Origin of the sequence: Arthrobacter sp. StoSoilB22 (genome assembly GCF_019977315.1) — a bacterium.
GTDB lineage: Bacteria > Actinomycetota > Actinomycetes > Actinomycetales > Micrococcaceae > Arthrobacter.
On the sequence record NZ_AP024652.1, the window covers coordinates 3,714,690 to 3,741,535 of the forward strand.

22 protein-coding genes are annotated in these 26,846 nt (G+C 63.1%); 15 read left to right on the forward strand and 7 right to left on the reverse strand.

All coding sequences use genetic code 11. From position 1 onward, the window contains the following. The first annotated feature begins 107 nt into the window (after positions 1-107). The 9 genes from LDN70_RS17180 to LDN70_RS17220 all read left to right on the forward strand — a co-directional run bounded on the left by LDN70_RS17180 (position 108) and on the right by LDN70_RS17220 (position 10,122). A complete protein-coding gene (locus tag LDN70_RS17180) occupies positions 108-737 on the forward strand; it encodes a DinB family protein (protein WP_223940888.1) in 630 nt (209 codons plus the stop codon). Positions 738-759: 22 nt separating this feature from the next. Then, the gene (locus LDN70_RS17185; RefSeq protein ID WP_223940889.1) at positions 760-1,746 is read left to right on the forward strand and encodes a phosphodiester glycosidase family protein; all 987 of its coding nucleotides are present in this window, start codon (positions 760-762) and stop codon (positions 1,744-1,746) included. Next, positions 1,743-2,924 carry a bifunctional glycosyltransferase family 2/GtrA family protein gene (locus LDN70_RS17190; RefSeq protein ID WP_223940890.1) on the forward strand — a complete coding sequence of 394 codons (1,182 nt, stop codon included), beginning with the start codon at positions 1,743-1,745 and terminating at the stop codon, positions 2,922-2,924. Before LDN70_RS17185 ends, LDN70_RS17190 begins: the two co-directional genes overlap by 4 nt. Then, complete coding sequence (locus tag LDN70_RS17195) at positions 2,924-3,652, forward strand: DUF4956 domain-containing protein (protein WP_166842397.1); 729 nt, start codon at positions 2,924-2,926, stop codon at positions 3,650-3,652. The genes LDN70_RS17190 and LDN70_RS17195 overlap by 1 nt, the downstream gene beginning before the upstream one ends. After that, positions 3,649-4,437: a polyphosphate polymerase domain-containing protein gene (locus LDN70_RS17200; RefSeq protein ID WP_142937983.1), complete on the forward strand. Its 789-nt coding sequence runs from the start codon at positions 3,649-3,651 to the stop codon at positions 4,435-4,437. The genes LDN70_RS17195 and LDN70_RS17200 overlap by 4 nt, the downstream gene beginning before the upstream one ends. A 44-nt stretch (positions 4,438-4,481) precedes the next feature. Next, positions 4,482-6,065 (forward strand): carbohydrate-binding domain-containing protein, encoded by a 1,584-nt coding sequence (locus LDN70_RS17205; RefSeq protein ID WP_223940891.1) that lies wholly within the window; start codon positions 4,482-4,484, stop codon positions 6,063-6,065. Positions 6,066-6,174: 109 nt separating this feature from the next. Then, a complete protein-coding gene (locus LDN70_RS17210) occupies positions 6,175-7,140 on the forward strand; it encodes a glycoside hydrolase family protein (protein WP_223940892.1) in 966 nt (321 codons plus the stop codon). A gap of 192 nt (positions 7,141-7,332) precedes the next feature. After that, complete coding sequence (locus tag LDN70_RS17215) at positions 7,333-7,833, forward strand: sensor histidine kinase (RefSeq protein ID WP_165450172.1); 501 nt, start codon at positions 7,333-7,335, stop codon at positions 7,831-7,833. 108 nt (positions 7,834-7,941) lie between these two features. Next, positions 7,942-10,122 (forward strand): transglycosylase domain-containing protein, encoded by a 2,181-nt coding sequence (locus tag LDN70_RS17220; RefSeq protein WP_142937981.1) that lies wholly within the window; start codon positions 7,942-7,944, stop codon positions 10,120-10,122. A gap of 96 nt (positions 10,123-10,218) precedes the next feature. Here the strand turns inward: LDN70_RS17220 and LDN70_RS17225 are convergent, their stop codons facing one another. From LDN70_RS17225 to LDN70_RS17250, 6 genes are all read right to left on the reverse strand, one after another. Continuing rightward, positions 10,219-11,979: an FAD-dependent oxidoreductase gene (locus LDN70_RS17225; protein WP_223940893.1), complete on the reverse strand. Its 1,761-nt coding sequence runs from the start codon at positions 11,977-11,979 to the stop codon at positions 10,219-10,221. Further along, a complete protein-coding gene (locus tag LDN70_RS17230) occupies positions 11,976-12,866 on the reverse strand; it encodes a sugar phosphate isomerase/epimerase family protein (protein ID WP_223940894.1) in 891 nt (296 codons plus the stop codon). Before LDN70_RS17230 ends, LDN70_RS17225 begins: the two co-directional genes overlap by 4 nt. Then, positions 12,863-15,115, reverse strand: a complete 2,253-nt coding sequence (locus tag LDN70_RS17235; protein WP_223940895.1) for an FAD-dependent oxidoreductase — start codon at positions 15,113-15,115, stop codon at positions 12,863-12,865. The genes LDN70_RS17230 and LDN70_RS17235 overlap by 4 nt, the downstream gene beginning before the upstream one ends. 2 nt (positions 15,116-15,117) lie before the next feature. Further along, positions 15,118-16,257, reverse strand: a complete 1,140-nt coding sequence (locus LDN70_RS17240; RefSeq protein WP_223940896.1) for a Gfo/Idh/MocA family protein — start codon at positions 16,255-16,257, stop codon at positions 15,118-15,120. 133 nt (positions 16,258-16,390) lie between these two features. Continuing rightward, positions 16,391-17,752, reverse strand: a complete 1,362-nt coding sequence (locus LDN70_RS17245; protein WP_223940897.1) for an MFS transporter — start codon at positions 17,750-17,752, stop codon at positions 16,391-16,393. A gap of 240 nt (positions 17,753-17,992) precedes the next feature. After that, complete coding sequence (locus tag LDN70_RS17250) at positions 17,993-18,793, reverse strand: IclR family transcriptional regulator (protein ID WP_223940898.1); 801 nt, start codon at positions 18,791-18,793, stop codon at positions 17,993-17,995. Positions 18,794-18,893: 100 nt separating this feature from the next. Here LDN70_RS17250 and LDN70_RS17255 point away from each other — a divergent pair, with 100 nt between their 5' ends. From LDN70_RS17255 to LDN70_RS17270, 4 genes are all read left to right on the forward strand, one after another. Continuing rightward, positions 18,894-19,790, forward strand: coding sequence for a LysR family transcriptional regulator (locus LDN70_RS17255; RefSeq protein ID WP_223940899.1), 897 nt, complete (start codon positions 18,894-18,896; stop codon positions 19,788-19,790). Between the two features lie 112 nt (positions 19,791-19,902). Beyond that, the gene (locus tag LDN70_RS17260) at positions 19,903-20,235 is read left to right on the forward strand and encodes a YciI family protein (protein ID WP_223940900.1); all 333 of its coding nucleotides are present in this window, start codon (positions 19,903-19,905) and stop codon (positions 20,233-20,235) included. 9 nt (positions 20,236-20,244) lie between these two features. Beyond that, positions 20,245-21,306 (forward strand): alcohol dehydrogenase catalytic domain-containing protein, encoded by a 1,062-nt coding sequence (locus tag LDN70_RS17265; protein WP_223940901.1) that lies wholly within the window; start codon positions 20,245-20,247, stop codon positions 21,304-21,306. After that, entirely contained in the window at positions 21,303-22,928 is a 1,626-nt protein-coding gene (locus tag LDN70_RS17270; RefSeq protein ID WP_223940902.1) for an FAD-dependent oxidoreductase, read from the forward strand. Before LDN70_RS17265 ends, LDN70_RS17270 begins: the two co-directional genes overlap by 4 nt. Before the next feature lie 287 nt (positions 22,929-23,215). Here the strand turns inward: LDN70_RS17270 and LDN70_RS17275 are convergent, their stop codons facing one another. Beyond that, entirely contained in the window at positions 23,216-23,947 is a 732-nt protein-coding gene (locus LDN70_RS17275; RefSeq protein WP_142937972.1) for a glutamine amidotransferase, read from the reverse strand. 166 nt (positions 23,948-24,113) lie between these two features. On the opposite strand from LDN70_RS17275, the gene LDN70_RS17280 reads away from it, so the two are divergent. Further along, positions 24,114-25,340 (forward strand): MFS transporter, encoded by a 1,227-nt coding sequence (locus tag LDN70_RS17280; protein WP_223942678.1) that lies wholly within the window; start codon positions 24,114-24,116, stop codon positions 25,338-25,340. 140 nt (positions 25,341-25,480) lie between these two features. Beyond that, positions 25,481-26,806: an ammonium transporter gene (locus LDN70_RS17285; RefSeq protein ID WP_223940903.1), complete on the forward strand. Its 1,326-nt coding sequence runs from the start codon at positions 25,481-25,483 to the stop codon at positions 26,804-26,806. The last annotated feature ends 40 nt before the right edge of the window (positions 26,807-26,846 follow it).

Genomic DNA, 26,846 nt, shown 5'->3' on the forward strand with positions numbered 1-26,846 from the left:
GCTGGAGGTGTGCGAGACCGCCGGACCTCTCCGGCGAAGTCGCACTGCTCCGGCGAAGTCGCGCGGGGGCGGGTGGGGCGGGGCGGGAACGTGGATAGAGTGCACCCATGGATGACAAAGCCACGCTGCTCACTTATTTGCGACTCCGCAGGGCGGACCTGCTGGGGAAATTGGATGGCCTCAGTGAATACGATGCCCGGAGGCCCATGACGCCCACGGGGACCAACCTGCTGGGCCTGGTAAAACACGTAGCCAGCGTGGAGTTGGGGTATTTCGGGGAAGTCTTCGGCAGGCCCAGCGGACGGGACTTGCCCTGGCTGGCCGAGGATGCCGAACCGGATTCCGATATGTGGGTGCCGGTGACCGAAACACGCGAGCAGATCCTGGAACTCCATCATTTCTCCGCCAAACACAGCGATGAAACCATCGAATCCCTCCCCTTGGATGCGCCGGGTGCGGTGCCATGGTGGTCGGAGGAGAAGAAGAACGTGACGCTGCACCAGATTCTGGTTCACATGTGTGTTGAGACAGCCCGGCACGCTGGGCACGCGGACATCATCCGCGAACTCATTGACGGCTCCATGGGGCAGAGGCCTGGGGATCCGAACATCCCCAGCCGGACCACGGAAGAATGGGCAGCCCACCGTGCACGCATTGAACAGGCAGCTCTGGAGGCGGGCCACAGCAAACCTGAAACTTCACAGCCCCCGCATATCTTGGGCAAACCTCCGGCGTAGCCTCGCTCCGTAGAAATGAGGCATGACTTCTCCACAGACTGAACACCGTAAGGGCGGCCGGACACGGCGCGCCGTGATCTCCGCCGTTCTGGCGGTCACTCTCTCTGCCGGGGGTGCCGCCGCCTGGGCCCTGGACCGGTTTGTGGTCCCACACGCTGAGATCACCAACGTCTCCGAATACGAGGCGAGCCAGGCCGGCACCACAACAACAACGACGGCGGATGAGGCTTCCGCAGAAACGTCGGCGAGCGCCGTGGTCACCGATACGTCCTACGCCTCCGGGGACACGGGGGTCACCATCTCCACGGTGACCACAGGCACCGGTGACGACACCGTGACGTACTACGTTGCCGACGTCGTGCTTGATGATGCCACCACGCTGAAGTCGGCGTTTGCCGAGGACACGTACGGCGAGAACATCACCGAAACTACATCCGCGATCGCCGAGGACCATAACGCCATTTTCGCGATCAACGGCGACTATTACGGCTTCCGGGACACCGGCATCGTGATCCGTAACGGCGTGGTGTACCGGGACGAGGGCGCGCGGCCGGGCTTGGCGTTCTACAAGGACGGCACGGTCAAGGTTTACGACGAGACCACAACTACCGCTGATCAGCTCATCGCGGACGGCGTGTGGAACACGCTCTCGTTCGGGCCGTCGCTGCTGGACAACGGTCAGATCGCGTCCGGCATCGAGGACGTGGAGGTTGATACGAACTTCGGCAACCACTCCATCCAGGGCGAACAGCCGCGCACCGCTGTAGGTGTCATCGATGAGAACCACCTGGTGTTCGTGGTGGTGGATGGCCGCAGCCCCGGCTACAGCTCCGGCGTCACCATGTCCGGCCTGGCCCAGATCATGAAGGACCTGGGCGCCACCACCGCGTACAACGTGGACGGCGGCGGCTCCTCCACCATGTACTTCAACGGCTCCCTGGTGAACAACCCGCTCGGCGAAAACAAAGAGCGCGGCACCTCGGACATCCTCTACATCGCCCAGTCATGATCATCCTGATACCGGCCTACGAGCCGGACCACCAGCTCATCACGCTTGTGCGGAACCTCCAGACGGCTGACCCGTGGCTCACCATGGTGGTGGTGGATGACGGTTCAGGGCCGGACTATCAGGAAACGTTCGACGCCGTTTCGCGGCTTGGGTGCCACCTGCTCAGTTACGACGTGAACGGCGGAAAAGGCCACGCGCTCAAGAGTGGCTTTGCCTTCATCGCAGAGCGTTTTCCCGGCCACAACGTGGTGTGCGCGGACAGCGACGGCCAACACGGAGTGGCCGACATTCTTGCCGTTGCCGACCGCGTCCGTCACGTCACGGCTGCAATGGTCCTGGGCTGCCGGAACTTCACCGGAAACGTCCCCGCCCGGAGCCGATTCGGCAATACAGTGACCCGGGGTCTGTTCAGGCTCGCCACCGGCCAAGGGATCACGGACACGCAAACCGGCCTCCGCGGGTACCGGGCTGACATGCTCCCGTGGTTGCTGACCGTGCGCGGCGAACGCTACGAGTACGAGCTGAACCTGCTGCTCGAGTCGAAGCAAGCCGGCTACGGCATCGTCACAGTGGAGATCGCAACCGTCTACCTGGACCACAATTCGGGCTCGCATTTCCGGCCCATCGCCGACTCCATCAGGATCTACGCCCCGCTGCTGAAGTTCCTGGGGTCCTCGCTGTCCGCATTCGTGGTGGACCTGGTGATGTTCCTGATCTTCAGCGCGTTCACGGACTCGCTGCTTCTGGCGGTGGTGGGAGCCCGTCTGGTCAGTGCCACGGTGAATTTCCTCATCAACCGCCGGATGGTCTTTGAGCACGGCAGGGACACCTCGTTCCGCGCCGCCGCCACAGGATACGTTGCGCTGGTTGTGGTCCTCCTGTCCGCAAACTACGCCGCTATGTGGACCCTCACCTCCCTCGCCGTTCCAGACGTGCTGGCCAAGCTTGCCACCGAGATGACGCTGCTGGGAGTCAGCTATGCAGTGCAACAGCGCTTCCTGTTTGCGCGCAAGGGACATGCCGCGTCAACGGTTCACGCCGCCCAAACAACAGGGCCCAAACCATTGGAACCGACCGTGGTCGAAACACATATCCCAGCCTTGGTCCCGGCACAGTTTCAGCACAGCATGGTCGGGAAAAGTGGAGATCAATCCCCCAAGAGATTCCGGAGTAACTGATGAATACCATCATCCTCATCGCGGCAGACCTGGCCGCCATCACCATTTTGACGCTTGCCCTCTACCTCCGCCGGCACAGGCGCCGCGACCTGGTTGTTTCTTACCTGGGCATGAACGTCGGCGTCCTGGCAGTCGCCACGGCATTGTCCGGTTCGGCCGCAGGCGTTGGCTTGGGGCTGGGTTTGTTTGGTGTTCTCTCCATCATTCGGCTCCGGTCCACGGAACTGGCCCAGCACGAGGTGGCCTACTACTTCTCGGCGTTGGCGCTGGGCTTGATCGCAGGCATCGGCGTCGAACCTCTCTGGCTGACGCTGTCCCTCATGGCGTTGGTCCTGCTGGTGATGTTCGTCGGCGACAACCCCCGGGTCCTCCCGGCCTACCGCCACCAGGTGGTGGTGCTGGACCGGGCCATCAACAACGAACCCGAGCTCTACGCCCGGCTGGAAGAAGTCCTCCACGGCACTGTCCACTCGGCCACCATTCAGGAACTGGACCTGGTGAACGACAAAACGATCGTGGACGTACGATACGCGGTGCGGCCCCTCCATGAGGACCTATCCCAGCCGCGGCACGCCCAGCTTGGCTTCAACCAACCAGCCGGTGCGTTGACCCCGGCTCCGGAGGAACTCCCGGCCCAGTCCGCGCAGCCGGTTCAGCCGGCTCACTCCGCTCAGCCAGCACCCCAGCACACCCAGCAATCCGTACCCACCTCGGCCGGTGTCGCATGAGCCGCATCGACGCCGAACCGATCATCCCGCAACTGAGCCAGCTTCCCGCCGTCGGGCTTGAAGAGCTCACTACCGAAGCCGCCCTGCTGACCCGGGTGGACCGAAAGTATCTGGTTCCTTCGGCAACGGCACGCAAGGTCCTGAGCACCTTCAGCTCCGAGGCCCGGGTCTTGGACATGGAAGGGAACCGCACGTTCGCTTACGACTCCGTGTACTTCGACACCGCCGAGTTGGACAGCTACATGCTCGCCGCGCACGGCAGGCGAAGGCGGTTCAAGATCCGTACCCGCACCTACCTGGACAGCGCGGTCAGCTTCCTGGAAGTGAAGACCGAAGGCGCTCGCGAGGCCACCGTCAAGGAGCGCATCCCCTATGAGCTGGGCGACCGGGACCGGCTCACGGAAGAGGGCCTGGCCTACGTGAATGAGACGCTGGCCGCGGCCATCGGTGACATGAGCATCGGACCGCTGGAGCCGGTGCTTTCCACCCGCTACGACCGCACCACACTCTTCCTCCCCGAGTCCGGAAGCCGCGCGACCATCGACTCCGACGTCACGTGGCAAAGCCCAGACGGCCATCCCTGGGTTTTGGACAACGCGGTGGTGGTGGAGACGAAGTCCGGCTCAGCGCCCGGCCCTTTGGACAAGCACCTGTGGGCACACGGCGTCCGGCCTTGCCGCATCTCCAAGTTCGCCACCGGCATGGCCGCACTCCACCCCGAGCTTCCGGCCAACCGCTGGAATCAAACCCTTCGACGCAGGATGCCCCTGCGCCCCCTCCACTGACATTCCCTCCACAGACTTTCCCTCCACAGACTTAGGAATCCACTATGCGCTCCTTCCGCACTTCCCTTTCCGTTGCCGCCGTCGCCCTGGCCATTTCCTTGGCCGGCTGCTCCACGGCCGCCACCAGCTCAACGTCCACCGGCACCACCGGCACGTCAACCAGCACCACCCAGCAGGCCGTAACGGCCGGGACCATTGAAGAAGACACCCACTACGACAGCGACGACCTCACGTGGGACGCCGCAACGGAAGTGGCAATCAGCCTGTCCGACGGCGGCAGTAAAGTGACGTCGTCGTCCTCCACCGGCGTGGCTGTAGACGGCAACACCGTCACCATCAGCGCCGCGGGAACGTACCGCCTCAGCGGCTCGCTGAGCGACGGGCAGATCGTGGTTGCAGCCGGTGAGGAGGATACGGTTCGCATCATTCTGGACGGCGTGGAACTGGGCAACTCCACCGGCTCGCCGTTTGTAGTGCAGAGCGCCGACGAAGCGATCGTGTACTTGGACGAGGGCAGCACCAACACGTTAACGGATGCCACCACCTACGCCGACCAGGGCGAGGACTCCCCCAATGCAGCCCTCTACTCCATGGCGGACCTGACCATCGCCGGGACCGGTGCCCTCACCGTCAACGGGAAATCCAACGACGGCATCGTTTCCAAGGACGGCCTGGTGATGGCTGCCGGCAAGGTCACCGTGGACGCCGTGGACGACGGCATTCGCGGCAAGGACTACACAGTGCTGCTGGACGGCGCGTACCAGGTGACCGCAGGCGGTGACGGCGTGAAGGCAGACAACGACACCGACGAGGGGCGGGGGTGGCTGTTGGTCAGCGGCGGCTCGTTGACAGTCAACGCGGGCGACGACGGCGTGAAGGCGTTCAACACCCTCACCGTTTCCGGCGGAACAGTCACCGTGGCCGAGTCGGAGGAAGGACTGGAAGCGCAGCACATTGTGGTCTCCGGCGGCGACGTCACCGTCACAGCGAACGACGACGGCGTGAACGCCTCGGGTGGCTCTTCGACCAGTACCGATGCGGGCACGGCAGGCGGCGGAGGTCCAATGGGTGGCGGTATGGGCGGCGGGGAGACCGTTGGCGACTACACCGTGGACGTCTCCGGCGGAAACCTCACCATCAACTCAGAAGGTGACGGCCTGGACTCCAACGGCAACGCCAGCATTTCCGGCGGGACCGTGGTGGTCAACGGCCCCACCAACGACGGCAACGGGGCCTTGGATGTGAACGGTGAACTGACCGTGACCGGCGGCACCGTAGCAGCGGCAGGCAGTGCCGGAATGGCGGTGACCCCGGGCACCTCTTCCACGCAGTCCGGTGTGCAGTTGACCTTCGACTCTTCGGTGTCTTCCGGCACGCCTGTGCACATCGTAGACGCCACGGGAGCGGTGGTGGTGACATTCGTGACCACCAAAACCATCGCATCCCTGGTGTTCTCCTCCGCCGCGATCACCGACGGTGCGACGTACACGGTGTACACGGGAGGCAGTGCTGACACGGAAGCCGGCGTCACCACAGGCTCCATCGACGGCGCAGAAGAACAAGGCACCGCGACCGCGGGCCAGTACACGCAGGCCCAAGGTCCCGGTGGTGGCGGCGGCCGCTGGTAAGTCAGACAATGGGGGACTGGATTTCGGACCAGTCCCCCATTGACGTGTTTCAGAGTGTTGCTTAGGTTTAATTTGTTGGCGCTAACACAGCCCATCAGCAAGGAACTACGTGAGCAACCAAACCCAATCCCCGGTGAAGTCACCACTCTTCAGGGACCCCATCGAGGACGGTGCCGCAGATCCCACCGTCATCTACAACCCGCGCGAGCAGGCCTGGTGGATGATCTACACCAACCGCCGCACCACGGTCCCGTTCGAGGACGGACTCAGCTGGCTCTACGGTTCCAAGCTCGGAGTTGCATCATCCACGGACGGCACACACTGGGACTACCGCGGAACCCTTGAGGGCCTTGACTTCGAATGGGGCCACAACACTTTCTGGGCACCCGAAGTCTTCGAGCACGCGGGCACTTTCCACATGTACGTCAGCTACATCCGCGGCATCCCCGCCCACGGCAATCCGCATTCCATGGAAATCCACCACTACACCAGCCCGGACCTTCTGGCATGGACCCACCACGGATTAGTTCCGCTGAGCTCCAACCGGGTCATCGACGCCTGCGTGCACCCACTCCCCGGCGGCGGATTCCGCATGTGGTTTAAGGACGAGGTGCAAGGCTCGGAAACCTGGGCGGCGGACAGCGACAACCTCTTCGATTGGAAGGTCCGGGGCCACGTACTGACCACACCCTCGGGCCACGAAGGGGCCAACGTTTTCCGCCTGGGCGGCTGGTACTGGATGATCGTGGACACGTGGTCCGGCCAGGAAGTGTACCGCTCTGACGATCTCGATTCATGGGAGAAACAAGGGGTCATCCTGGACGCAGCCATCGGCGACACCTTCGCACGGACCGATGATGTGGGGCCGGGCCTCCACGCAGACGTGGTTGTCAACCATGGCCGCGGATGGATCTTCTACTTCACGCACCCCAGCCGCGCCGGTGCGAGCCACCCGACTGTCGAGAGCCGGCGGTCATCGGTGCTCGTTGCCGAACTCACCGTCCATGAGGGCGTGCTGCAGTGCGATCGGAACGCGGACAGCCTGCTGGTACTGAAGCAGCCCGAGAGCGCGTAGCTTCGCAACAGGGCTCGACGACGGTAAGCGACGTGCCGCCGTCGAGCCTCCACACGGGCAGGCCGTCCCCCTTAAGGCTCCCCGCAAACTTGATGCGAACTTGAGCCAATCGAAAAGCTTCCTTGATATAGCAGCGCCACGCTGGAAGCACGAAGCACCAATACCAAGGGGTTTCGGCAACGAATTCCAGATATGAAACACAACGATGTGGGGGAAGCAATGGAACAGGCATCAGCACTCACCGAGGTGATAGCCATCAAAGGCATCATCCAGGACCAGCACCCCGTGGATTTCTATGCGCTGGGTGTCGCCGGATGCATCGACCGGCTTGCTGCACCGCTTCGGCGCGAGGGCGTCACCGTCCATTGGCACACCCCGCACCACGGCATCGAGATCTCCTCCTCAGCCGCCGCCCTCCTGTATCACGTGGCTCAGGAGACCTTCAGCAACACCCTCAATTACGCCAATGCCAGCGAGCTCACGGTCCGACTCAACGCCGTCTACCACGGCATCCAGCTCACCATCACGGACGACGGCTGCGGTTTCGAAATCCACGCCGCGCCCAGCGGCCGCAGGCACGGATTCGGATTGCTTCTGATGTCCATAGCAGTACACGACGCCGGCGGGACAGTAGACATCGACTCCGCGGTTGGGCGGGGCACCAGTGTGAGGGTCACTCTGCCGCTGGATTGAGTCCTATTTGGGACCATATTCGGGCGCCCAACCCGTAGCCGCGCAGCTTTGCCGGACGTATTCTATAGCTACTTTTCAGCCGGGTTATCCCTACGGATTGGCACGAAAATGGCGCGGAACAAGGGTCCAAAGATAGGTCTTGGCAAGGTCCTTTTGAGGGTCTTCGGGTTCTTCTTCGTGAGCACCCTCTGCGGAGTTCTGATCACAGGATTCCTGGCACCCGTGGTTGCTTTCACCAGCACCACCGTGGGCGGTTCCCTGGGGTTCTATCAAAGTTTGCCGAGCGAGCTGAACGTTGATTCACCTTCGCTTTCCAGCACCGTGGTCTCCGCGGACGGGCAGCTCATTGCCACCTTCTATGCGGAGAACCGGGTAAAGGTCCCGCTGGAGGAGATGTCCCCGTTCATCCGCGAAGCGATCATCGCCATTGAGGACAACCGCTTCTACGAGCACGCGGGCGTGGACGCCCAAGGCATCATGCGGGCGCTGAGTTCCAACCTGACACAGGGCACCCGGCAAGGCGCCTCCACCTTGACGCAGCAGTACGTCACCAATGTGCTCAACGAGTCCCGCTTATCCGAGGGGCGTCCGGAGGATGTGGTGCTCAGCGGGCAGAAGACCGTGGGTGACAAACTGCGCGAAGTGAAGCTCGCACTTGAGCTGGAAAAGCGGTTCAGCAAGGATCAGATTCTTGAGGGATACCTGAACATAGTGTTCTTCAACCGGAACGCCTACGGCATCGAGGCTGCATCCCGCTATTTCTTCAGCACCTCCGCGATGGACCTGACCTTGCCGCAAGCAGCCCTCCTGGCTGGTCTGGTCAATGGCCCCAGCATTTACGACCCCATTGTGGATCCTCAGGCTGCACTCAACCGGCGCAACCTGGTGCTGGACCGGATGCTGGCACAGGGCAAGATCACGGCTGTGGATCACGGCGTCGCTGTAGCCTCTCCCCTTGAGCTCGACATCACCCCGTCCCTGCAAGGTTGCGCGGGTACCTCGTTTGCCACCTACTTCTGTGACTACGTCTCCCACCTCATCCTTAACGACGAGGCCTACGGTGACACCGTGGAGGAACGTGAACGCTTCCTCTACCGTGGCGGATTGACCATCACCACCACCTTGGACAGCCGGCTCCAGAACGCCGCGCAGGAGCAAGTTGACGCCTCCGCCGGCGACAACCCGGATAAATGGGGCGCCGCGATGAGCACCGTCCAGCCGGGCACAGGCAAGATCCTTGCGATGGCCCAAAACACGGTGTTCGTTCCCCAGGAAGGAAAATACGATACCCAACTGAACTTCAACGTCGATGCCAAAGACGAGAACGGCTACGACCTCAATGGCGCAGGCGGCTTCCAGCCCGGTTCCACCATGAAACCGTTCATTTACGCCGAATGGCTCAATGAAGGCAAGAATCCCACTGCAGTTGTTGACGCTTCCCGCCGGGTCTATCCAGTCGGTTTCCCGTGGCGCTCAAGCTGCGGCAGGGTCCTTGGGGGTTACAGCACCGCGCAGAAAGCCCAGAACCTTGGCGCCGATGACGACCTGCAAAACAACGACGCCGGCTACTACCGGCCAATGCCCATCAACTACGGCCTTTACAACTCCATCAACACGGCCACTTTCGCCACCGCAGCCCAATTGGATTTCTGCGGGATCCAAAAAATGGTGGACACCGTGGGCCTGCACAGCGGCTTGGACAACGCACCGGTCAACATGCACCAGATCGGCAATCTCCTTGGCTCCATTGGAGTGGCCCCTGTGGTCCTGGCGAGCGCCTACGCCACCTTCGCCAACGACGGCACCTACTGCAAGCCCATTGCCATCACCGAGATCAGCGATGCCCAAGGACGCCAGTTCCAAGCCCAGACCCCTGAGTGCAGGGAGGCAGTGAAGCCAGCCGTGGCGCGGGGCGTCAACGCCGTCCTGCAGGATGTTCTCAAGATGGGCTCGGGCGTTTACATCGAACCCAAGGTCCAGAGTCAGGCTCCGGTGGCGGCAAAAACAGGCACGTCCAATAACAACGGCGCCACCTGGGTTGCCGGCTACACCACAACTCTTGCAACGGCGTCGTTCTTCGGGGACACGACGGCGGGCCAGCAGCGAGCCGGGCAAAACGTCACCATCAACGGCAAGTTCTACAAGTCCTTGGATGGCTACATGATCGCCGGCCCACAGTGGGCCAACTACATGATGACAGCCACGTCCCTATACCCGAGCGGGCCTTTCCCGGCACCGGCCCCTCCCCCAGCGCCCACCCCGTCGACACCGCAGCCCACGCGCCGCTGACCCCACGCGTTGCACCCACCTTGCCTCGCGTTGCGAGGCCCGCTCTCCACACAATTCCAAGGCCAAACCCTGCAGAGCAGGCCTCACAACGAACTTCTACAGTGCGAGCTCCATCTCCGCCTGCGTGCCGTCGTCCTCATATGCAGTGACGCCGGCGAGGTCCCGTCCGGCGATGTAGCCAAAGGTCAGTGCGGGTCCCAGGTTGATGCCGCCGGCGGGGTAATGCCCGCCCATGACACTTGCTTGATCGTTGCCGGCTACGTAGAGGCCATCTATGGGGTGGCCTTGGTTGTTGAGCGCCCGCCCTCGGCCGTCAGTTTCCACGCCCGCGAATGTCCCGAAGCTCCCTGGCACAACCCGCACCGCATAGAACGGCCCCTTCTCGATAGGCCCCAATGACGGATTCGGCCGGTGCGTGGCGTCGCCGCCGTAGCGGTTGAACGCGGATTCGCCGCGTCCGAAGTCCGGGTCGACGCCGGAACGGGCATTCGCGTTGAAGCGCGCCACCGTCCGGCGCAACTCCGCGGGGTCAATACCGCATTTGGTCGCAAGTTCTTCCAGCGTTCGCCCCTTGATGAGGTACCCGGAGCGCAGGTACGGGAAGAGCGGCACGGGCAGCGGCTTGGCCATGCCCAGAGGGAACCTGCGGACAAATCGGCTGTCCGCGATTTGCCACGATTCCACAGTTTCACCGTCGGGAGTCGCTGCGAGGAGGGCCTGGACGTAGTCGTAGTAGCCATTGGCCTCGTTCACAAACCGCTTCCCGTCCGCGCGGACGCCGATGCTGCCCGGCTTCGCACGGTCCATGATGTGGGGGAACACGCCCGTCCGGCCGTTGCGGTACGGCACCAAGGACACCGGGCACCAAGCGGCCGGCGACTGCACTGCGGTGGTGAAGCGTGCACCCACGGCCTGCGCCAGGTTGATGCCATCACCGGTGGTTTCCGCCGGGGACAGCGTCCAGTGCTCCCGGCCCGTGGGCGTCTTCGGAAACAGCTCCTTGCGCCGCTGCACATCGTTGGGGAAGCCGCCGGTTGCCAGCACGACGCCGCGTCTCGCGTTGATCTGCACCTCACCTTCGGTAGAACGCACGACGGCGCCGGTCACCTTGCCGTTTTCATCGCTGAGCAGCGCTGTGGCCGGCGTGGCGACCCGGATGTCCACTCCGAGATCGTCAGCGGATTTCATGAGCCTTCCGGTCAACGCTGTGCCGTTGACCAGTTGCATGTTCCTCCGGTGCGTCAGCAGGTCCAGGAGGTGGAATCCGAAGCGCCAGCCTGCGTGGAACAGGCCCTTGGGGTTGCCCCGGGATGCCGACAGGAACTTACCAAGGTCCGGACCGGCCATGATTCCCATGCCTAGGAACGAGGTTTCGTAGAGCTGATGACGCATCTTCGCCCTCAGTCCAGGCTTGAAGGTGCGGGCGTTCAGAGGCTTAGGACCGACCGAACGATTGCCAGTTCCTGCACCTGGAAGGTCACCGTAGATGTCGTTGATTTTGCTGCCGGGAACGAACTGCAGGGACGTCTTGTTGTGGAAGAAGCCCACCATGTGCGGGGCAGCTTCAAGGAAGGCATCCACCCTGTCAGCCTGGTAGTCGTCCCCGAGAACCTCCCGGAGGTATGTGCGGAAGGTTTCCTTGTCCTCATTGACTCCTTCGGCTTTCGCCAATGGGTTGCCCGGTGCCCAAGCCCAACCTCCGGACCAGGAGGTTGCACCGCCGCAAACCTCTGCCTTCTCCACCACAATCACCTTCATTCCGTGGAAGGCTGCTGTGACAGCTGCAGACATGCCACCGGCGCCTGAGCCGATAACCAGGACGTCGCAGTCCACGGGGCTAGGTGTACTGTCCATCATTTGTTGCTCCCGGTAAGTGCTGCGATGTTGTGTGCTGGGCTGTTGACTGCTGCGGTGGTGACTGCTGTGGTGGTGAGGACGGAATCTGCCGCCGCTTTGAGATGTTTGGCCCATGCCAGTTCGCCCATCTCGGCCGCCCTTTTGTCCGATGGCGTTTCGATGCTAACCGGGGTTCCTGCGGCGAAGGTCGCGAGTATGCTCGCTAGGTGAAATTCACCGTCGCCGGGTACGCCTCGCTCCGAGCGCGACTCGACAATCAGGGCTTCCCTGTTTTCCGGCGCAGCAGCAGGACCATCGCAGAGTTGGACCAAAGGAACCAGATCCGTGGCCGCTTCGAGCTCAGCCGTAGTTGCGCCGAAGCGGTTGACGTGGAGTGCGTCAACAACAATCTTGCAGCCCGCCCGCCGGGACAGCTTCACTGCCTGGGGAAGGGAACGAACGGTTTGGTAGGCGATGGGTTCCAGCGTCGGCATGATTCCGTAGGACTTACCGTCCTGGGTCATCTGCGCGAGGTGGTCACCGAAACGGTCAAGGTCCGGGTCTGCGCAGGCCACCGTCAGTGTTGATGCCCCGAGGGCTTGGCCGGCCTCCATCATTCGCAGCCAGGCTTCGCGTTGATCCTGCCCGCCCTGCAGGCCAGTTCCGTCCAAGAGGAGAAACTCAACATCCTCAACCGTGATCCCTGTATCCGCCATCCGTTGCAGCGTCTCCTTGAGCAGGTGGGAACCGGGCTGGAGATCGTATGGCCGCTCCGTGGCGGTGACTGGACGGACTCTGGCTCCGATGAAGTCGAAGCCGGCCTGTGCCGCGATGCTCACCAAATCCGGTGGTGCGGTTCCGACCAGGGAGAGCTGGGCGATTCCCAGCCGACGCGTAGGTGTGGTCACTTTCGGGCTCCGTTCACAGTGAAGTCATGCTGGGTGTCGGCGAGGTCGCTGGAATGCTGCGAATTCGCCGAAACTCTCCGGCGATCCGGCACTGTTCCAGCGATCTCGGCGAAGGGGGTGTCGGCGGACGGGGTGGCCAGTGCCGCGGCAATGCGCTGGGCTGCGTCGTAACCGCTCTTGACCGCGTTGGACACAATGGCCGGTGCCTTGTCCACGACCGTCCCGGCGAGGGCAATGGGGAGCGAAGCGGCAAAGCTGAGCTCGGCTTCCCGTTGCTCCAATGTCAGCGGTTGCTCCAGCGTGGGCGGCCCGTCCAGCGGCAGCACCGAACGCGAGACCAAAAGATCGCCCGGGGCATCAATCCACTCGTCCTCCACACCCGAGCGCCTGATCCGAACCCTATTGACGCCAGGCTCACCAGTACCGTCAAACTCCTCGATAGTGCTGGACAGGAAGATCCGCACCTTCGGATTGGCTTCAAGCCGGGGTACTGCGAGGATCTTGGCTCGACGGCCGGATTCAGGAGCCAGGGCTTCCTGCGGCCCAATGATCAGCACGGCAGTACCAAGTGCTGCAAGGGTGTCTGCCACGCTCATGGCAACAGAATCCGCACCCCAAATTGTCACCGCTTCCGGCGCACTGCCCACAGAATCGTCCGCACTGACCAACAACCCGGACGAGCTCCCCACGGGACCGGACCCGTTTCCTGAGGGCCTGGACACGCTGCCGTCAAGGACCTCAGGATGCGCGGCTAGCCAATCCCGGATGTCAGAAACACGGGGCGAGTCGCCGCCAATGAACCCGGGAGCAGGGCGCACCCCGCCCGTGGCCACCACCACTGCGTCTGCGCCGAAGTCGCGGGCCAGCGAGCCGACGTCGAACGTGTCCACGTGGACTCCCTGGCAAACCTCAACGCCCAGCCGCTCGTTTTCCGCGCTGGACCAATCTGCAAAGCGGTGGAAATCCGGCGTCGATTTCATCCGCTCAGCGAGCGCGAATTGCCCACCCGGCCGCACGCCGTCGTCCATCAATGTCACGCTGGCACCGGCTTCGGCGAGTTCGCGGGCAGCGGTGAGGCCCGCAGGCCCGGCGCCGACCACCAGCACCCGGGAGCCCGGGCGAACAACGGGCGTGGGAACGGGAACACGTGAGCGGCCAACTGCCGGATTGACCGTACAGGTGACCTGACCGAGGCCAAGGTTATCTATGCACACATTGCACGCGATGCAGGGCCGGTACCGTTCGCCCCGCAGCACCCCGCCCACGAAGGCAGGATCGGCATGGATGGCGCGCGCTAGGCTCACAAAGTCGCAAGTTCCCTGGGATAGGACTTCCTCGATGATTTCCGGGCTGTTGAGTCGCCCGGCCATACCCAGTGGAAGTCCGAACTGACGGTAGGCCTTGGCGTACTCGGCCAGGATCCCGGGCTTCCACTCCCCCGACTGGACGATCCACTCACCGGCGTCGTAGCTACCCGCAGAGATGTCCAGGAAATCGAGCTTGTCCAAGTGGGCATTGGCGATGATGGCCACTTGCTGCTCGGCGCTGATACCGTCGGCCGGACCTTCCACTACCGAGACACGCATTCCCACAATCGTGTCCGGCACGGCCTGCCGCACGGCGTCGATCACCAGGTTCATGAAGAACTCCGGTGCTGCGAACTCGTCAGTTCGGTGGTTGGAAATGGGCGACATGAACTGATGGATCAGGTAGCCGTGGGCGCCGTGCAGGTTGATCACGTCGAACCCGGCGGCCACCGCGCGGCGGGCCGCAGCCCCATAAGCTTCCACAAGTTCGTAGCACTCAGCGGCGGTGAGCTCCCGCGGAATCTCACCACCCGCCGTCGGGCAGGGAACCGGCGACGGCGCGAGGTTCTTGAAGCCCGAGACTGCCGCTTGGGCGGTGCGGCCACCGTGATTAAGTTCGACGGCGGCCAACGCACCTTCGGCGTGCAGGGCGTCGGTGAGGCGGCGAAGCCCCGGAATCATGTCATCGGTGTGCAGGCCGAGTTGGTGGGTGCGGCCCTTACCGTCAGCGCGGACGTAGGTGGCCTCCGTGGTGACCATGCCGAGGCCGGCCTTGGCACGGGTCACCAGGTAGTCGATGTATTGCTCGGTGATGAAGCCATCCGTGGTGCCATAGTTGCGTTCCATGGGTGCGGAGGCCAGGCGGTTGCGAAGGGTCTTGGGGGTGCGGCCGTTGCGACCCAGGGTCAGGGGCATTCCCGCTGCGGGCGTGGTGGAAAGCATGGTCAGCGAGCCACCTTTTCACGGCCGCGCAGCTCGGGAATGGCTGCGTGGGAGGGCTGGGCTGGTGCGAAGCGGACGGGTTGGCCGGTGCGTGAAGATTCGTAAACGGCGAGGAGTATCCGCAAGGATTTCAGGGCGTCTTTGCCGGTAATTGCCGGTTCCGTCCCGTTTTCCAGTGCCTGGACAAAGTCCTGGACCTGCAGTTTGTGGAACGGGATCAGCTGGCCGTTGATGACGGACAGATCGACGTTCGGCTCCACGCCTTCCGGGTGGACAGGCTCGACGACGATTTGCTCGCCTACCGCCCACAGGTCCAGCCGGCCGTCGCTGCCTTCCGGAAACTCGGTGAGGGAAGCCGAAGCCCCTGTTTCGCCGGTGATGCGGAGCTGGATTCCGAGGTTGGGAGACACTGCCGTGGAGGCTTCCAGCGTGGCCATGGCTCCGGAGGTGAAAGTGATTACCGCCTTTGCGGAATCCTCTACCTCTATATAGTCGGCGTGACGGTAGGTGTTGACCTTGCCGTAAACCTCGGCCACGTCTCCCAGATACCACTGGAGGAGGTCGATCTGGTGGACCGCCTGTGACATGAGGACTCCACCGCCGTCGCTCTCCCACGTGCCGCGCCACGCGTCGCGGTTGTAGTAGTCCGGGGCACGGTGCAGCATGACCGAACACTGGGCCAGGATTGCCTTGCCCAACGTGCCGTCGTCGATCGCGGCGCGGATCTTCTGAGAGGCCGGCCAGAAGCGGCGCTGGAACAAAACCCCTAGTTGGACCCCGGCGTTCTCGCAGGCCTCCACCATGCGTTCGGCTGACTCCAGTTTGGTGGCAATCGGCTTTTCGCAGAGTACATTAACCCCCGCCGCCGCAGCTTTCAGCACCACTTCCTCGTGCGTGGGATGTGGGGTGCAGACAGAAACAATGTCCAGGCCCAGGTTGAGTAGTTCCTCCATGCTTGTTACCGCATTCGGTATGCCCCAGGCTTCGGCTGTGGCCCTTGCCCGGTCCGCATCCACATCGCAGACACCCACGATCTGCACGTTGTTGAGGGCACGGAAAGCCTCGAGGTGGTTTCGGGAGATGGCACCGCAACCCGCGATTCCAACGCGGAAGGTACGGGGTGCGGTTGCTGACGAAGTCATGGGTATCCAACTTTCAGGGCATGAGTCGTAGAAGTGAGTGCGGATATGACGGGCGCCGGAGTCAGGGGCGCGGCGGGTTGCCCGGAGGCGAACGGGTGCCGGGCGGCTGAGAGCCGCCGCCCGGCGTCGTGCTCTATCTGTTGACCTGCGCGCTGCGCGGCTTGCCGAGGTCCTCAAGCGGGACGTTGTAAGTCTCGCGGGCCGTCATGATGGCGATGGCCGAGGCTGCCAGGCAAAGGATGGTGAAGCCGGCTACCGGCCACCAACCGTTGGGACCGGGTTGCGCAAGGAGCGTTGCGATTGCGGGTGCGAACCCGGCGAGGATGAGGCCGATCTGGCTTCCGATCGCCATGCCCGAGTATCGGACTGCTGCCGGGAACATCTCCGGGAAGAAGACCGTCCACACACCGTTCCAGCAGGAGTAGAAGACGGTCATGTTCAGGAAGCCGAACAGGAAGATCAGGGGGATGTTCTGCCCGCTGATGGCCCAGAAGTAGCCAATGGTGGTCAGAGCGCAGCCGAGGGCTCCCACCAACAGAACCTTCTTGCGGCCAATGCGGTCCGAGATCATGGCGGAGATGGGAATGGTCACCATGGAGAGACCGATGGTTACGGCGTTCACGGTAAGCATGAGGGTGCGGTCGATGCCCACGGCCGGTCCGGTGGCGTAGGCCAGGGCGTACACGGTGAAGGTGGTCTGCATGACCGAGAAGAGCATCACCACGCCGACGCGCAGGACGTCGCGCCACTGCGTTTTGAAAACTGCGACGGCGGGGATCGCCTTGGGTTTGTTGTGCTCCACGATCTCTTCGAACACAGGCGGCTCATCCAGGCGGGTCCGGATCCAGTAAGCCACAGCGAGAACCACTACCGAAAGCCAGAACGGCACACGCCAACCCCAGCTGAGGAGCTGCTCTTCGGGCAGCGCGGCCAGCGGAATGAAGACGATGGTGGACAGCACCATTCCCGAGGCGTACCCGGTCATCACGAAGCTGGTGAAGAACGCGCGGCGGCCTTCCGGTGAGTGCTCCATGGTGAGTGTTGACGCACCTGCGGCTTCGGCGCCGGCGGAGAATCCTTGGGCCAAACGGCCTACCAGCAACAGCGCCGTTGCCCAGTACCCGATCTGCCCGTACGTGGGCAGGAATCCTATGCCAATGGAGGCCACGCCCATGATCACCAGCGTGATCATCAGCGCTTGTTTGCGGCCGATCTTGTCGCCGTAGTGGCTCATCACCAAGCCACCCAGCGGCCTGGCCAGATACCCGACGCCGAACGTAGCCATCGCTCCAAGGAGTGCCACTACGGGGTCGCCGCCCGGGAAGAAGATCTTGGGGAAGATCAGGGCGGCGGCGGTGCCGTAGATGAAGAAGTCGTAGTACTCCAAAGTGGATCCCAGGAAGGAGGCAAGGGCCGCCTTCTTGGGCATTTTGACGTGCTCAACCGGCGCTGCCGGGTTGACGTCCGAGGGCGAGTGCTGCTGCACGTTTCCCATACTGTCTCCTCATTGAGTGCGCGGGAAGTGGCACCGCCATGGTGCCTTGCCCGGCAAAGAATTAGATGAGTCACGAATCGCCGGCTGCCGATTTGTTGGGCAGTCCATCCTGTGGCCGTTGATAACGAATTCAGGATGTGTGGTCCAGGTCACTGGCGATAGTTCCTCTGGGATCGACTGTAGGACCCAGGTCACAGGCCGAGGGGAAACTTCCCGTTGAACGGGACAGCCATGCCTGGCTTAGTCAGTGGTAGACAACCAGGGGCGGGATCCGTAGGGGCGACGCTCAGCACCCATGGTCCGCGACAGGCCGCGGCCAGCGGCCACCAGCACGGGAAGAATCAGCCCGGCGTCCTCGTCAACGGAGGGCACGACGACGGAAATCGCACCTATGACCGCATGGCCCTGGCCGAATACGGGAACGGAGTAGGCGGTGTTCTCCTCCACAAGGACGCCGACCAACCGGGCGTAGCCGCGCTCCCGGATCAGCGCGAGGTTGGCCCTGACCCTTGCAGGATCTGTTTCCGTAGCCGGAGTGGTCTTCTCCAACGCCCCGGCCAGGAATCGGTCCTGCACCCAGCCCGGCATGTGCGCCATCATGGCCATCCCGGAGGATGTGGTGTGGATGTCCAGTCGGCCCGCCACCTCGGCCAGGTTCATGACCGTTCCATGCCGGTCCAGACGCTCCAGGTACAGCACGCTGTTGTTCTCCACGTCAGGTATGGACAACGCCACATGCTCCCGGACGGCCGCATGAACGCCTTCCAAAAACGGCAAACCCCGACGGCGGAACTCCTCCAAGGGGTTGCTGCGGGAGGCCAGCTCCCACATCTTCATGCCGACCCCGAACTCCCCTGAAGCATTACGTTCCAGGAGTCCACTGGACGCCAAGTCCATGGCCAGCCGATGCACGGTACTGCTGGACATCCCGGTAATCCGGACCAGCTCCTTGAGTGGAAGCCACGGTTGGCCCTTGGAGAACGCATCCATGATTTTCACAACACGCTCAATGACGGACTCCCCCGACGCTGAGTTAGCCATGATGCCTCCCGTTAGCTTCCCGGCAATCCGGCCACCCCGGACGTCCCGGACGTGAACCCAATATAGCCTTGCACTTGACCTTGAAAATGTGGGAGGCAACGTGGAACTGCGGCAAATTGAGGCCTTCCTGGCGGTGGCCGAGGAACTTCACTTCGGCCGCGCGGCGGAGCGGCTCCGGATGGCGCAGTCACCACTGAGCCAAACCATCAAAAAGCTCGAAAAGGACTTGGGGTCGGCGCTGTTCGAACGCAACACCAGGTCTGTCACGCTAACGGCAGCGGGGCATTCACTGCTTCCGCACGCCCGGAAAATCCTCGACGAAGTGGACTTGGCCCGCCGTGCAGTGAACGCCGGAACCGGGACCGTTTACGGCAAGCTTGCCATTGGCTTTTCCGGGGCGTTGAACCACACCACGCTTCCCCCTCTGGCACGCGCTCTTCGCCAGCATTACCCGCAACTGGAGGTGACATTGCATGGCGGGCTACTGACCCAGGAAGCACTCCATCAGTTGGGCAACAACGTGTTGGATCTGGCCTTCATCGGCCTCCCCATCGACTCGCCGTCGTTAGCCACCCGCCGGATTGCCACGGAGCGTCTGGGGGTCACAGTTCCCGCGGACCATCCTTTGGCCGGGCAGACGTCGGTGGAGATGGCCGAACTCGCAAGCGACCCGTTCATCACCATGCCTGCCGCTCAAGGGTCCACACTCCGGGACGTCACTTTCGCAGCCTGCGCCGCTGCTGGATTCCGGCCCCGTATCAGCCAGGAAGTGGCCGATCCGTACACAGCCCTTTCCTTGGTAGCAGGCGGCGTGGGAATCAGCCTGATGCCCGAATCCATCCAAGGAATCATGCCGGCGGGCACCATCTTCCTCTCCTTGGCGGGGGAGGATGTCCTGCTGTTTTCAGGTCTCGCGTGGAACCCGGCAGCAACGTCGCCAGCCATCCGTGCAGCCCTGCGGTTGGCCGAAGAAGTGCTCCCCACACCGGCACCCTGATCACTATGTGTTTTTAGCACATAGTGAGAGAGCAATTAAGTATTGGACAAGAGCTAATAGTTTGCCCAGCATTGAGGAAAGCCCCCACTCACTCAATGAAGAGGACACACTCATGGCCACTTTCGCCGTTACCTACGCTTACTCCCCCACAACATCCGCCAGCCGGGATACGATCCGTCCGTCTCATGTCGAGTTCCTCAAAGCCCAGTTCGACGGCGGTCGCCTCCTGAAGAGCGGACCCTTCGGTCCCGAGGAAACTCCCGGCGCATTGCTGATCATTTCCGGCGATTCCAAGGCCGACGTCGAAGCCCTCATGGACCAGGATCCATTCCAGCTCGCCGGGCTCATCCAGGAACGCACCGTGCGCCAGTGGAACATCTTCTTTGGCGCTGACACCGTGGTGCAGGACGCTCAGCCCGCGGGCCACGCTACGGGCCAGGTCTGAGGTCCGGGAATGCTCTCCGCAGTCACCGTCTCCCAGGAAACCATTGAATTCCGGGACTCCCCAGAGCCCACCCTCCAATCAGGCCACGCCCTTGTCCGGGTCCACAACGTCACTCTGTGCGGCACCGACCTCCACATCTGGGAAGACGACTACCCCACAGATTTGCCGCTCATCCAAGGTCACGAATTCTCCGGGATCGTGGAGGCCCTAACGCCCGGCGAGGTCTCAAACGACGACGCTGCCATCAGCATCGGCGATCGCGTGGCCGTCAATCCCATCATCTGCTGCGGCAAGTGCCGCCCATGCCGGACGGGCCGCTACAACGTCTGCCACAACGTGGGCTGCCTGGGATGCTACTCGGACGGAGCGCTCACTGAACTGATCAGCGTCCCACTGGACAAGCTCTGCCCGGTTCCGGACGAGCTCCCTTTGGATATCGCTGCCATGGGAGAACCAGCATCCATCGCCATGCAGGCAGTCAACCGGGGCCGGCCTGAGGCCGGTGAAACCGCGCTGGTGCTGGGCAGCGGTCCCATCGGCTTGTTGGCCACCCTGTATCTGACAGAGCTGGGAGTCACCGTGGTCTGCGCCGATACCGAGCAGCACCGTCTGGATCTCGCCGTCGAGTTCGGCGCCACGGACACTTTGTTGGTGTCCCCGGGGAGCAATTTCCCGGACGCACATCAGGGACCTCGGTTGGATGCACTCACCGATGGCTACGGACCACAATTGGTCATCGAGGCCACGGGCGTTCCTTCGTCTTTGGAGAACGCCATCAGGCTTGTGGCCAGTGCCGGGAGAATCGTCCAAGTAGGCATTTCGCCCAGACAGGCCAACGTGTCCATGAAGGACATCCCTTATAAGGAACTGGACATCATGGGAAGCCGCATGAGTCTCAACCTCATCCCTGACGGTCTGGCCCTCCTGGCCAGACACCCAAAGCAGGCCAGGGCACTCATGACCCACCGCTTCGCCTTCGCGGACTTGGAACAGGCATACCGCCTGATGCAGGGACGCAAGGAAAAGATCGGCAAAATCCTCATCGAGATGCCAGCAGGAACCACCGCATGAGCACCCCCATCCTCACCGCACCCGAGCAACTCAACGCAAGCTACGACGTCGTCATCATGGGCAGTGGCGCCGCCGGGCTGGTGGCTGCCGTCCGCTCGGCCGACGCCGGCCTCAGCGTCCTGGTTGTGGAAAAGGCTGACCTGCTGGGAGGCACCACGGCGGCTGGGGGTGGCGTGATGTGGGCGCCCAACAACCATCTCGCCAAGGCTGCGGGATACCAGGACAGCCATGCCGACGGCGTCGCGTACCTTTCCGAGGCGGCCGGGCACGTGATGACGGCCGAGGAGATCGAATGGTACGTGTCCACTGCGCCGCGGGCCGTGGAATTCCTCAACCGGAACACGAAGGTTTCCATGGTTCCGATCGCCCGTCCGGATTACCACATGGAGTGGAAGGGATCCGCAGATGGGGGCCGGGGCCTGGATAACAACGCGTTCGATCCCCAGGATTATCCAGGCCTTTCGGAACTGATCCGGCCGTCCTCCTATTTCCCGCTGCTCACTATGACCGAGCGCGATGAACTCAATGGCCGTGCGGCCGATCCGGCGCTCCTGTCGCGCCGGGCCTCCTCAGGGATCCGGACCATGGGCGGTGCACTGGTGGGCAGCCTTGTGGCGAGCGCTTTGGATCGTGGTGTTCACATCGTTGCCTCCAGTCCTGTGGAGGACTTGTCGCCGTCCGGCACCGGATGGAACGTGCGTCTCGGCGGCGGCGCCGGAGCGCACGTGGCCGCGACCGCCGTCGTACTCGCCTCCGGAGGGTTCGAATGGAACCCACGGCTCCGCAGCGCCTTCCTGCCGTATCCGGTGACGCCCATCAGCGCACCGTCCAACGAGGGCGACGGGTTGGAACTGGGATTTAAAGCCGGAGCGGCTGTGGAGGACATGTCCGCTGTGTGGGGCGTTCCTGTCATATCTACGGCGGCGCATCAGTACGCTGGGCAGCGTTCCGGCCGAATGGGGAACGTCGAGATGACACTCCCGGGGTCCATCACCGTGAACAGCGACGGCAAGCGTTTCGTTAACGAAGCCCTCAACTATCACGATGCCAGCCGGGTTTTCGCGTCCATCAACCCGCATACGGGCAGGCAACAGAACAACCCCGCATGGCTGGTGTTCGACTCCACCTACTTAGCCAAGTACCCCGTGGCGGGTTCCACTCCGGGTTTGGCAGCCGAGTGGATGGTGTCCGCACCGAGCCTTGAGTTGTTGGCACTGGATCTGGGCATCAACCCGGCCGGGCTGGACGCAACGGTTGCCCGGTTCAATGCAGACGCTGCCTTGGGCGTGGACACGGAGTTCGGACGCGGCGCCACCCCACAGGACCGTTTCCTGGGCGACGCCGGCAACACTCCCAACCCCTGCCTTGCGCCTCTACTTGCGGCACCGTTCTACGCCGTTCCTATCCACGCCGGGGTACTGGGCACTTCCGGCGGGCTTGCCACGGACGCCAACGGGAGGGTGCTTGACCATCGGCAATCGCCCATTCCGGGGCTCTACGCGGCAGGCAACGTATCAGCCGGTGTGTTCCGAAACAATTACCCCGGCGGGGGCGCCACACTGGGCTCGGCGATCACGCGTGCCTTCGCTGTTGGAGAGGACCTGGCTGCCCGGCTCACGTAGCCGCACCTTAGGGGACAACAACGTTTTGGGGGACGAACGCTCGACGGCGACTACCGCCGTCGAGCGTTGGGCGTTGCGAGGCCCACTCTGCGCCCTATTTCGTGCGCAAGGGGCGTAAAGCAGGCCCCACAACAAACACCCCCCACGTTGCCAGGCCCACTCTGCGCCCAATTTCGTGCGCGAAGGGCGCAAAGCAGGCCCCACAACAAACACCCCCACGTTGCCGGGCCCACTCTGCGCCCAACTTCGTGCGCAAGGGGCGCAAAGCGGGCCCCACAACGCACGGGCTAGCGGGCGTAGCGCTCCGCGAAGTTCCTGAGCACCCGCATCGGCTCCGTCACGGATGATTGGCGCGCCGACTGGATGAGCTCGTCGGCCGTGTGAGGCGGGAAGTAGCCAGCGTTCTTGTAGATGTCGATGCGCGTGATCAGCCCGTCGGCGTCGAGTTCGGGGTGGAACTGCGTGGCGTAAAGGTTGTTCTTGATCCGGAACATGTGCACCGGGCAGGCAGCTGAACTAGCTAACAGCACGGCGTGTGCAGGGAGTTTGCTGCACGCTTCCTTGTGCCCAACGAACGCCTCAAAAGAGCGGGAGACTCCGTGAAGTATGGGATCGCGTTCTCCCTCCGCCGTTAAAGTGATCTCCGTGGCTCCAACGGGCTCCCCGAACCGACGATCAATCACAGCGCCCTGGTGCACGCCCAAGGTACCGACGCCGTAGCAGGCGCCCAGGAAAGGGAAGTCATCGGCCACGATTCGGTCCAATAATGATGAGAGTTCGGCCTCAACCCGGATCTGGTCTGCGCTCTTCTCCTCCACAGGATCGCTGGAGGTGTACGGGCTGCCGCCGACGATCACACCGGAATAGTCGGACAGTTCAAGGGCCGGCAAAGGCCCGGATTCCAGCCGAATCCGGACCAGTTCTTCCGGTTTCAGGCCACAGTACCGGAGGTAGGCCTGGTACTCGTCATCGGCTGCGGCGTCTTCGGCTCGGGTGGCCAGCAAGAGAAAGGGCTTCACAGGCCCAGTCTGCGCGAGGAATGACTGACGGACAAAGTGTGTTGCTAACCGGAGGGGGTTTCTGACAGAGACTCCCTCGCATCGCCGTGGCTGCATAACGTTGTAGGGACCCCTATGAACTAACCCTTTATTCATTCCAGAGGAGCAATCTTTGAAGCAGGACCCCGTGGTCGTCGGAACGCCATCAGCCGAGGCGTCGCGTGCTGCAACGCAGCAACCGAAGAAGATCCCGTGGGGCGGGCTGTTGGTCTTGGCGGCTGCAGGTTTCACCGCCGTGACCACCGAGCTCCTGCCCTCCGGCCTGCTTCCCCAAATCAGCCGTGATCTGGGAGTGGACGAATCGGCCGTGGGTTCTCTGACTGCGGTCTACGCTGCGATTATCGTTTTCACTGCCCTGCCGCTTTCCCGGTTCCTGGCTGGACGGGTCCCCCGCAAGACGCTGCTGATCGCCACCGTACTGGCGTTTGCCCTCAGTAACGTTCTCCTGGCCTTGAGCCCGACACTGGGTTGGGCGATCGGGGCGCGGCTCCTTGGCGGCATCGCGCATGGCATGTTGTGGTCCAGCATGGCCCCGTATGTGGCCCGCATCGTTCCCGCCCATTCAGTAGGCAAGGCCATGGCTGTGGTGTTCAGCGGCAACAGCATTGCACTGGCCGTGGGTGCTCCCATCGGGACGCTCATGGGTTCACTTATGACGTGGCGTGCCTCGTTCCTGGTGTTGGCCGGGGTGGGCGTCCTGCTGGCCGTATTGGCTTTCTGGCTCCTCCCCGGCGCCCACGACCAAGCCAGCCAGAAAACTCCCTCTCTCCGGGCGGCCATGAAGCTGCCTGGCGTGGTCGCAATCGCCATCGCATGGCCACTCTTGTTGCTGGCCCATTTCACGCTGTTCACCTACGTTGCGCCCTTCCTCCTCGCATCAGGACTGCCGGAGTCCGCCACCAGCCTCTCCCTCTCGGTGGTGGGCGTGGCAAGCCTCGTGGGTATCTGGATTGCCGGCATGACCGCTGACTCCCGCCCGCGCACTTCGGTGATTGCCGCCGTCGGGCTCTTGACGTTGGCATTTGCCCTGCTGCCGGCGCTGGGCGGCACCTGGGTGGGCGCGTTCGGACTGATGACGCTGTGGGGCATCGCCTTTGGCGCGGTGGGTATCTACAACCAGGCCGCGATTCTCCGTGCCGGTGGTGAGCATAAGGATGCTGCCAACGGCCTCACCGTGGTGACCATTCAGTTGGGTATCGCCGTTGGGGCTGTCTACGGCGCCTTCGCCCTCACCTCGGTGGGGGCACAGTTGGTGCCTCTGGCCGCGGCCCTGCCCACGGCGACTGCCTTGGTGATCATCATCGCCAGCCGTCGCGGAGGCTACCCCTCCGGGCCACGCGAGAAGCGCCGTTAACATTCCTGAAACATGGCAGTGACGTGATCTTCACGAACGCGGGATTTCTGTAACTTAGCTGCAACTTAGCTCTTCTGAGTCGGAAACATAGCTCACCGAATATTGATCGGGGGGTTGGACTCAATGAGAAGGGAACGCAGGTGGAGATCTCTGCGCAACACGTCTGGATGATGTTGTCGGCGGCAATGGTGCTGTTCATGACGCCCGGCCTCGGCCTGTTCTACGGCGGCATGACCCGTGCCAAGGCAGCGCTCAACATGATCATGATGAGCTTCATCTCGGCGGGAATTGTTGGCGTGGTGTGGGTCCTGTGGGGCTACTCCATGACCACGGGCGACGGCTTCCTTGGCCTGTTCGGCAACCCTTTCGCGCACTTCGGCTTGCAGGACCTGATCGGGTCGCCTGACCTGATCAAGGCCGGCTTTGCAGCCACCTTCGCCATCATCACCGTGGCCCTGATCAGCGGAGCAATTGCCGACCGTGCCAAGTTCGGCGCCTGGGCGCTGTTCGTACCGATCTGGATCACCGTGGTCTACTGCCCACTGGCCTACATGATCTGGGGCGGCGGTATCATGAGCGCCGGTGGTGCCGTGACGCAAATCTTCGGCCAGGTCATCGACTTCGCCGGTGGCGCAGTGGTTGAGGTCAGCTCCGGAACCGCCGCTTTCGTCCTCGCATTGATCGTGGGAAAGCGTCACGGATTCGCCAAAGACCCCAACCACCGCCCGCACAACGTGCCGTTCATCATGATCGGCGCGGCCATTCTCTGGTTCGGCTGGTTCGGATTCAACGGCGGCGCAGCAACCACCGCCGAGCAAGCCGGCCTCATCTGGATCAACACCCTGGTCACACCGGCAGCAGCAATGCTCAGCTGGCTCATTGTAGAAAAAGTCCGTCACGGTCACCCGACATCGCTGGGTGCGGCGTCCGGGGTCGTGGCCGGCCTGGTGGCCATCACGCCTTCCTGCGCCAACATCAGTCCGCTTGCCGCACTGGGACTTGGCCTGGTTGCCGGCGCCGCCTGCGCCGTGTTCGTGGACCTGAAGTACAAGTTCGGGTTCGACGACTCCCTGGACGTGGTGGGCGTGCACTTCGGTGCGGGCGTCATCGGCACGCTCTCCCTGGGCTTCATCGCGTTCCCCACCGAGGGCACGGCCGGCGGCCTCTTCTACGGCGGCGGCCCGCAGCAGCTGATTGCCCAAACAGTTGCCGTACTGATCACCATCGTCCTGTCCGGTTTGGGCACACTGGTGATCGGCCGGATCATCCACAAGACCATCGGATTCCGGGTTCCCCTGGAGCACGAAGTCACCGGCGTGGACCTCACCCAGCACGCAGAGTCCGCGTACGAGTTTGGCCTCACCGCCCACGGCCACTTCCGCCAGCAGCAAGCTCACCTCTCAGCCCTGATCGCCCGGAAACCGGCTCCAGCTGCCCCGGAGGCCAAGGAAGACAGCTTCGCCTAAAGTCCTCTCACACAGAACAGCAGCCGACGGCGGAACTCAG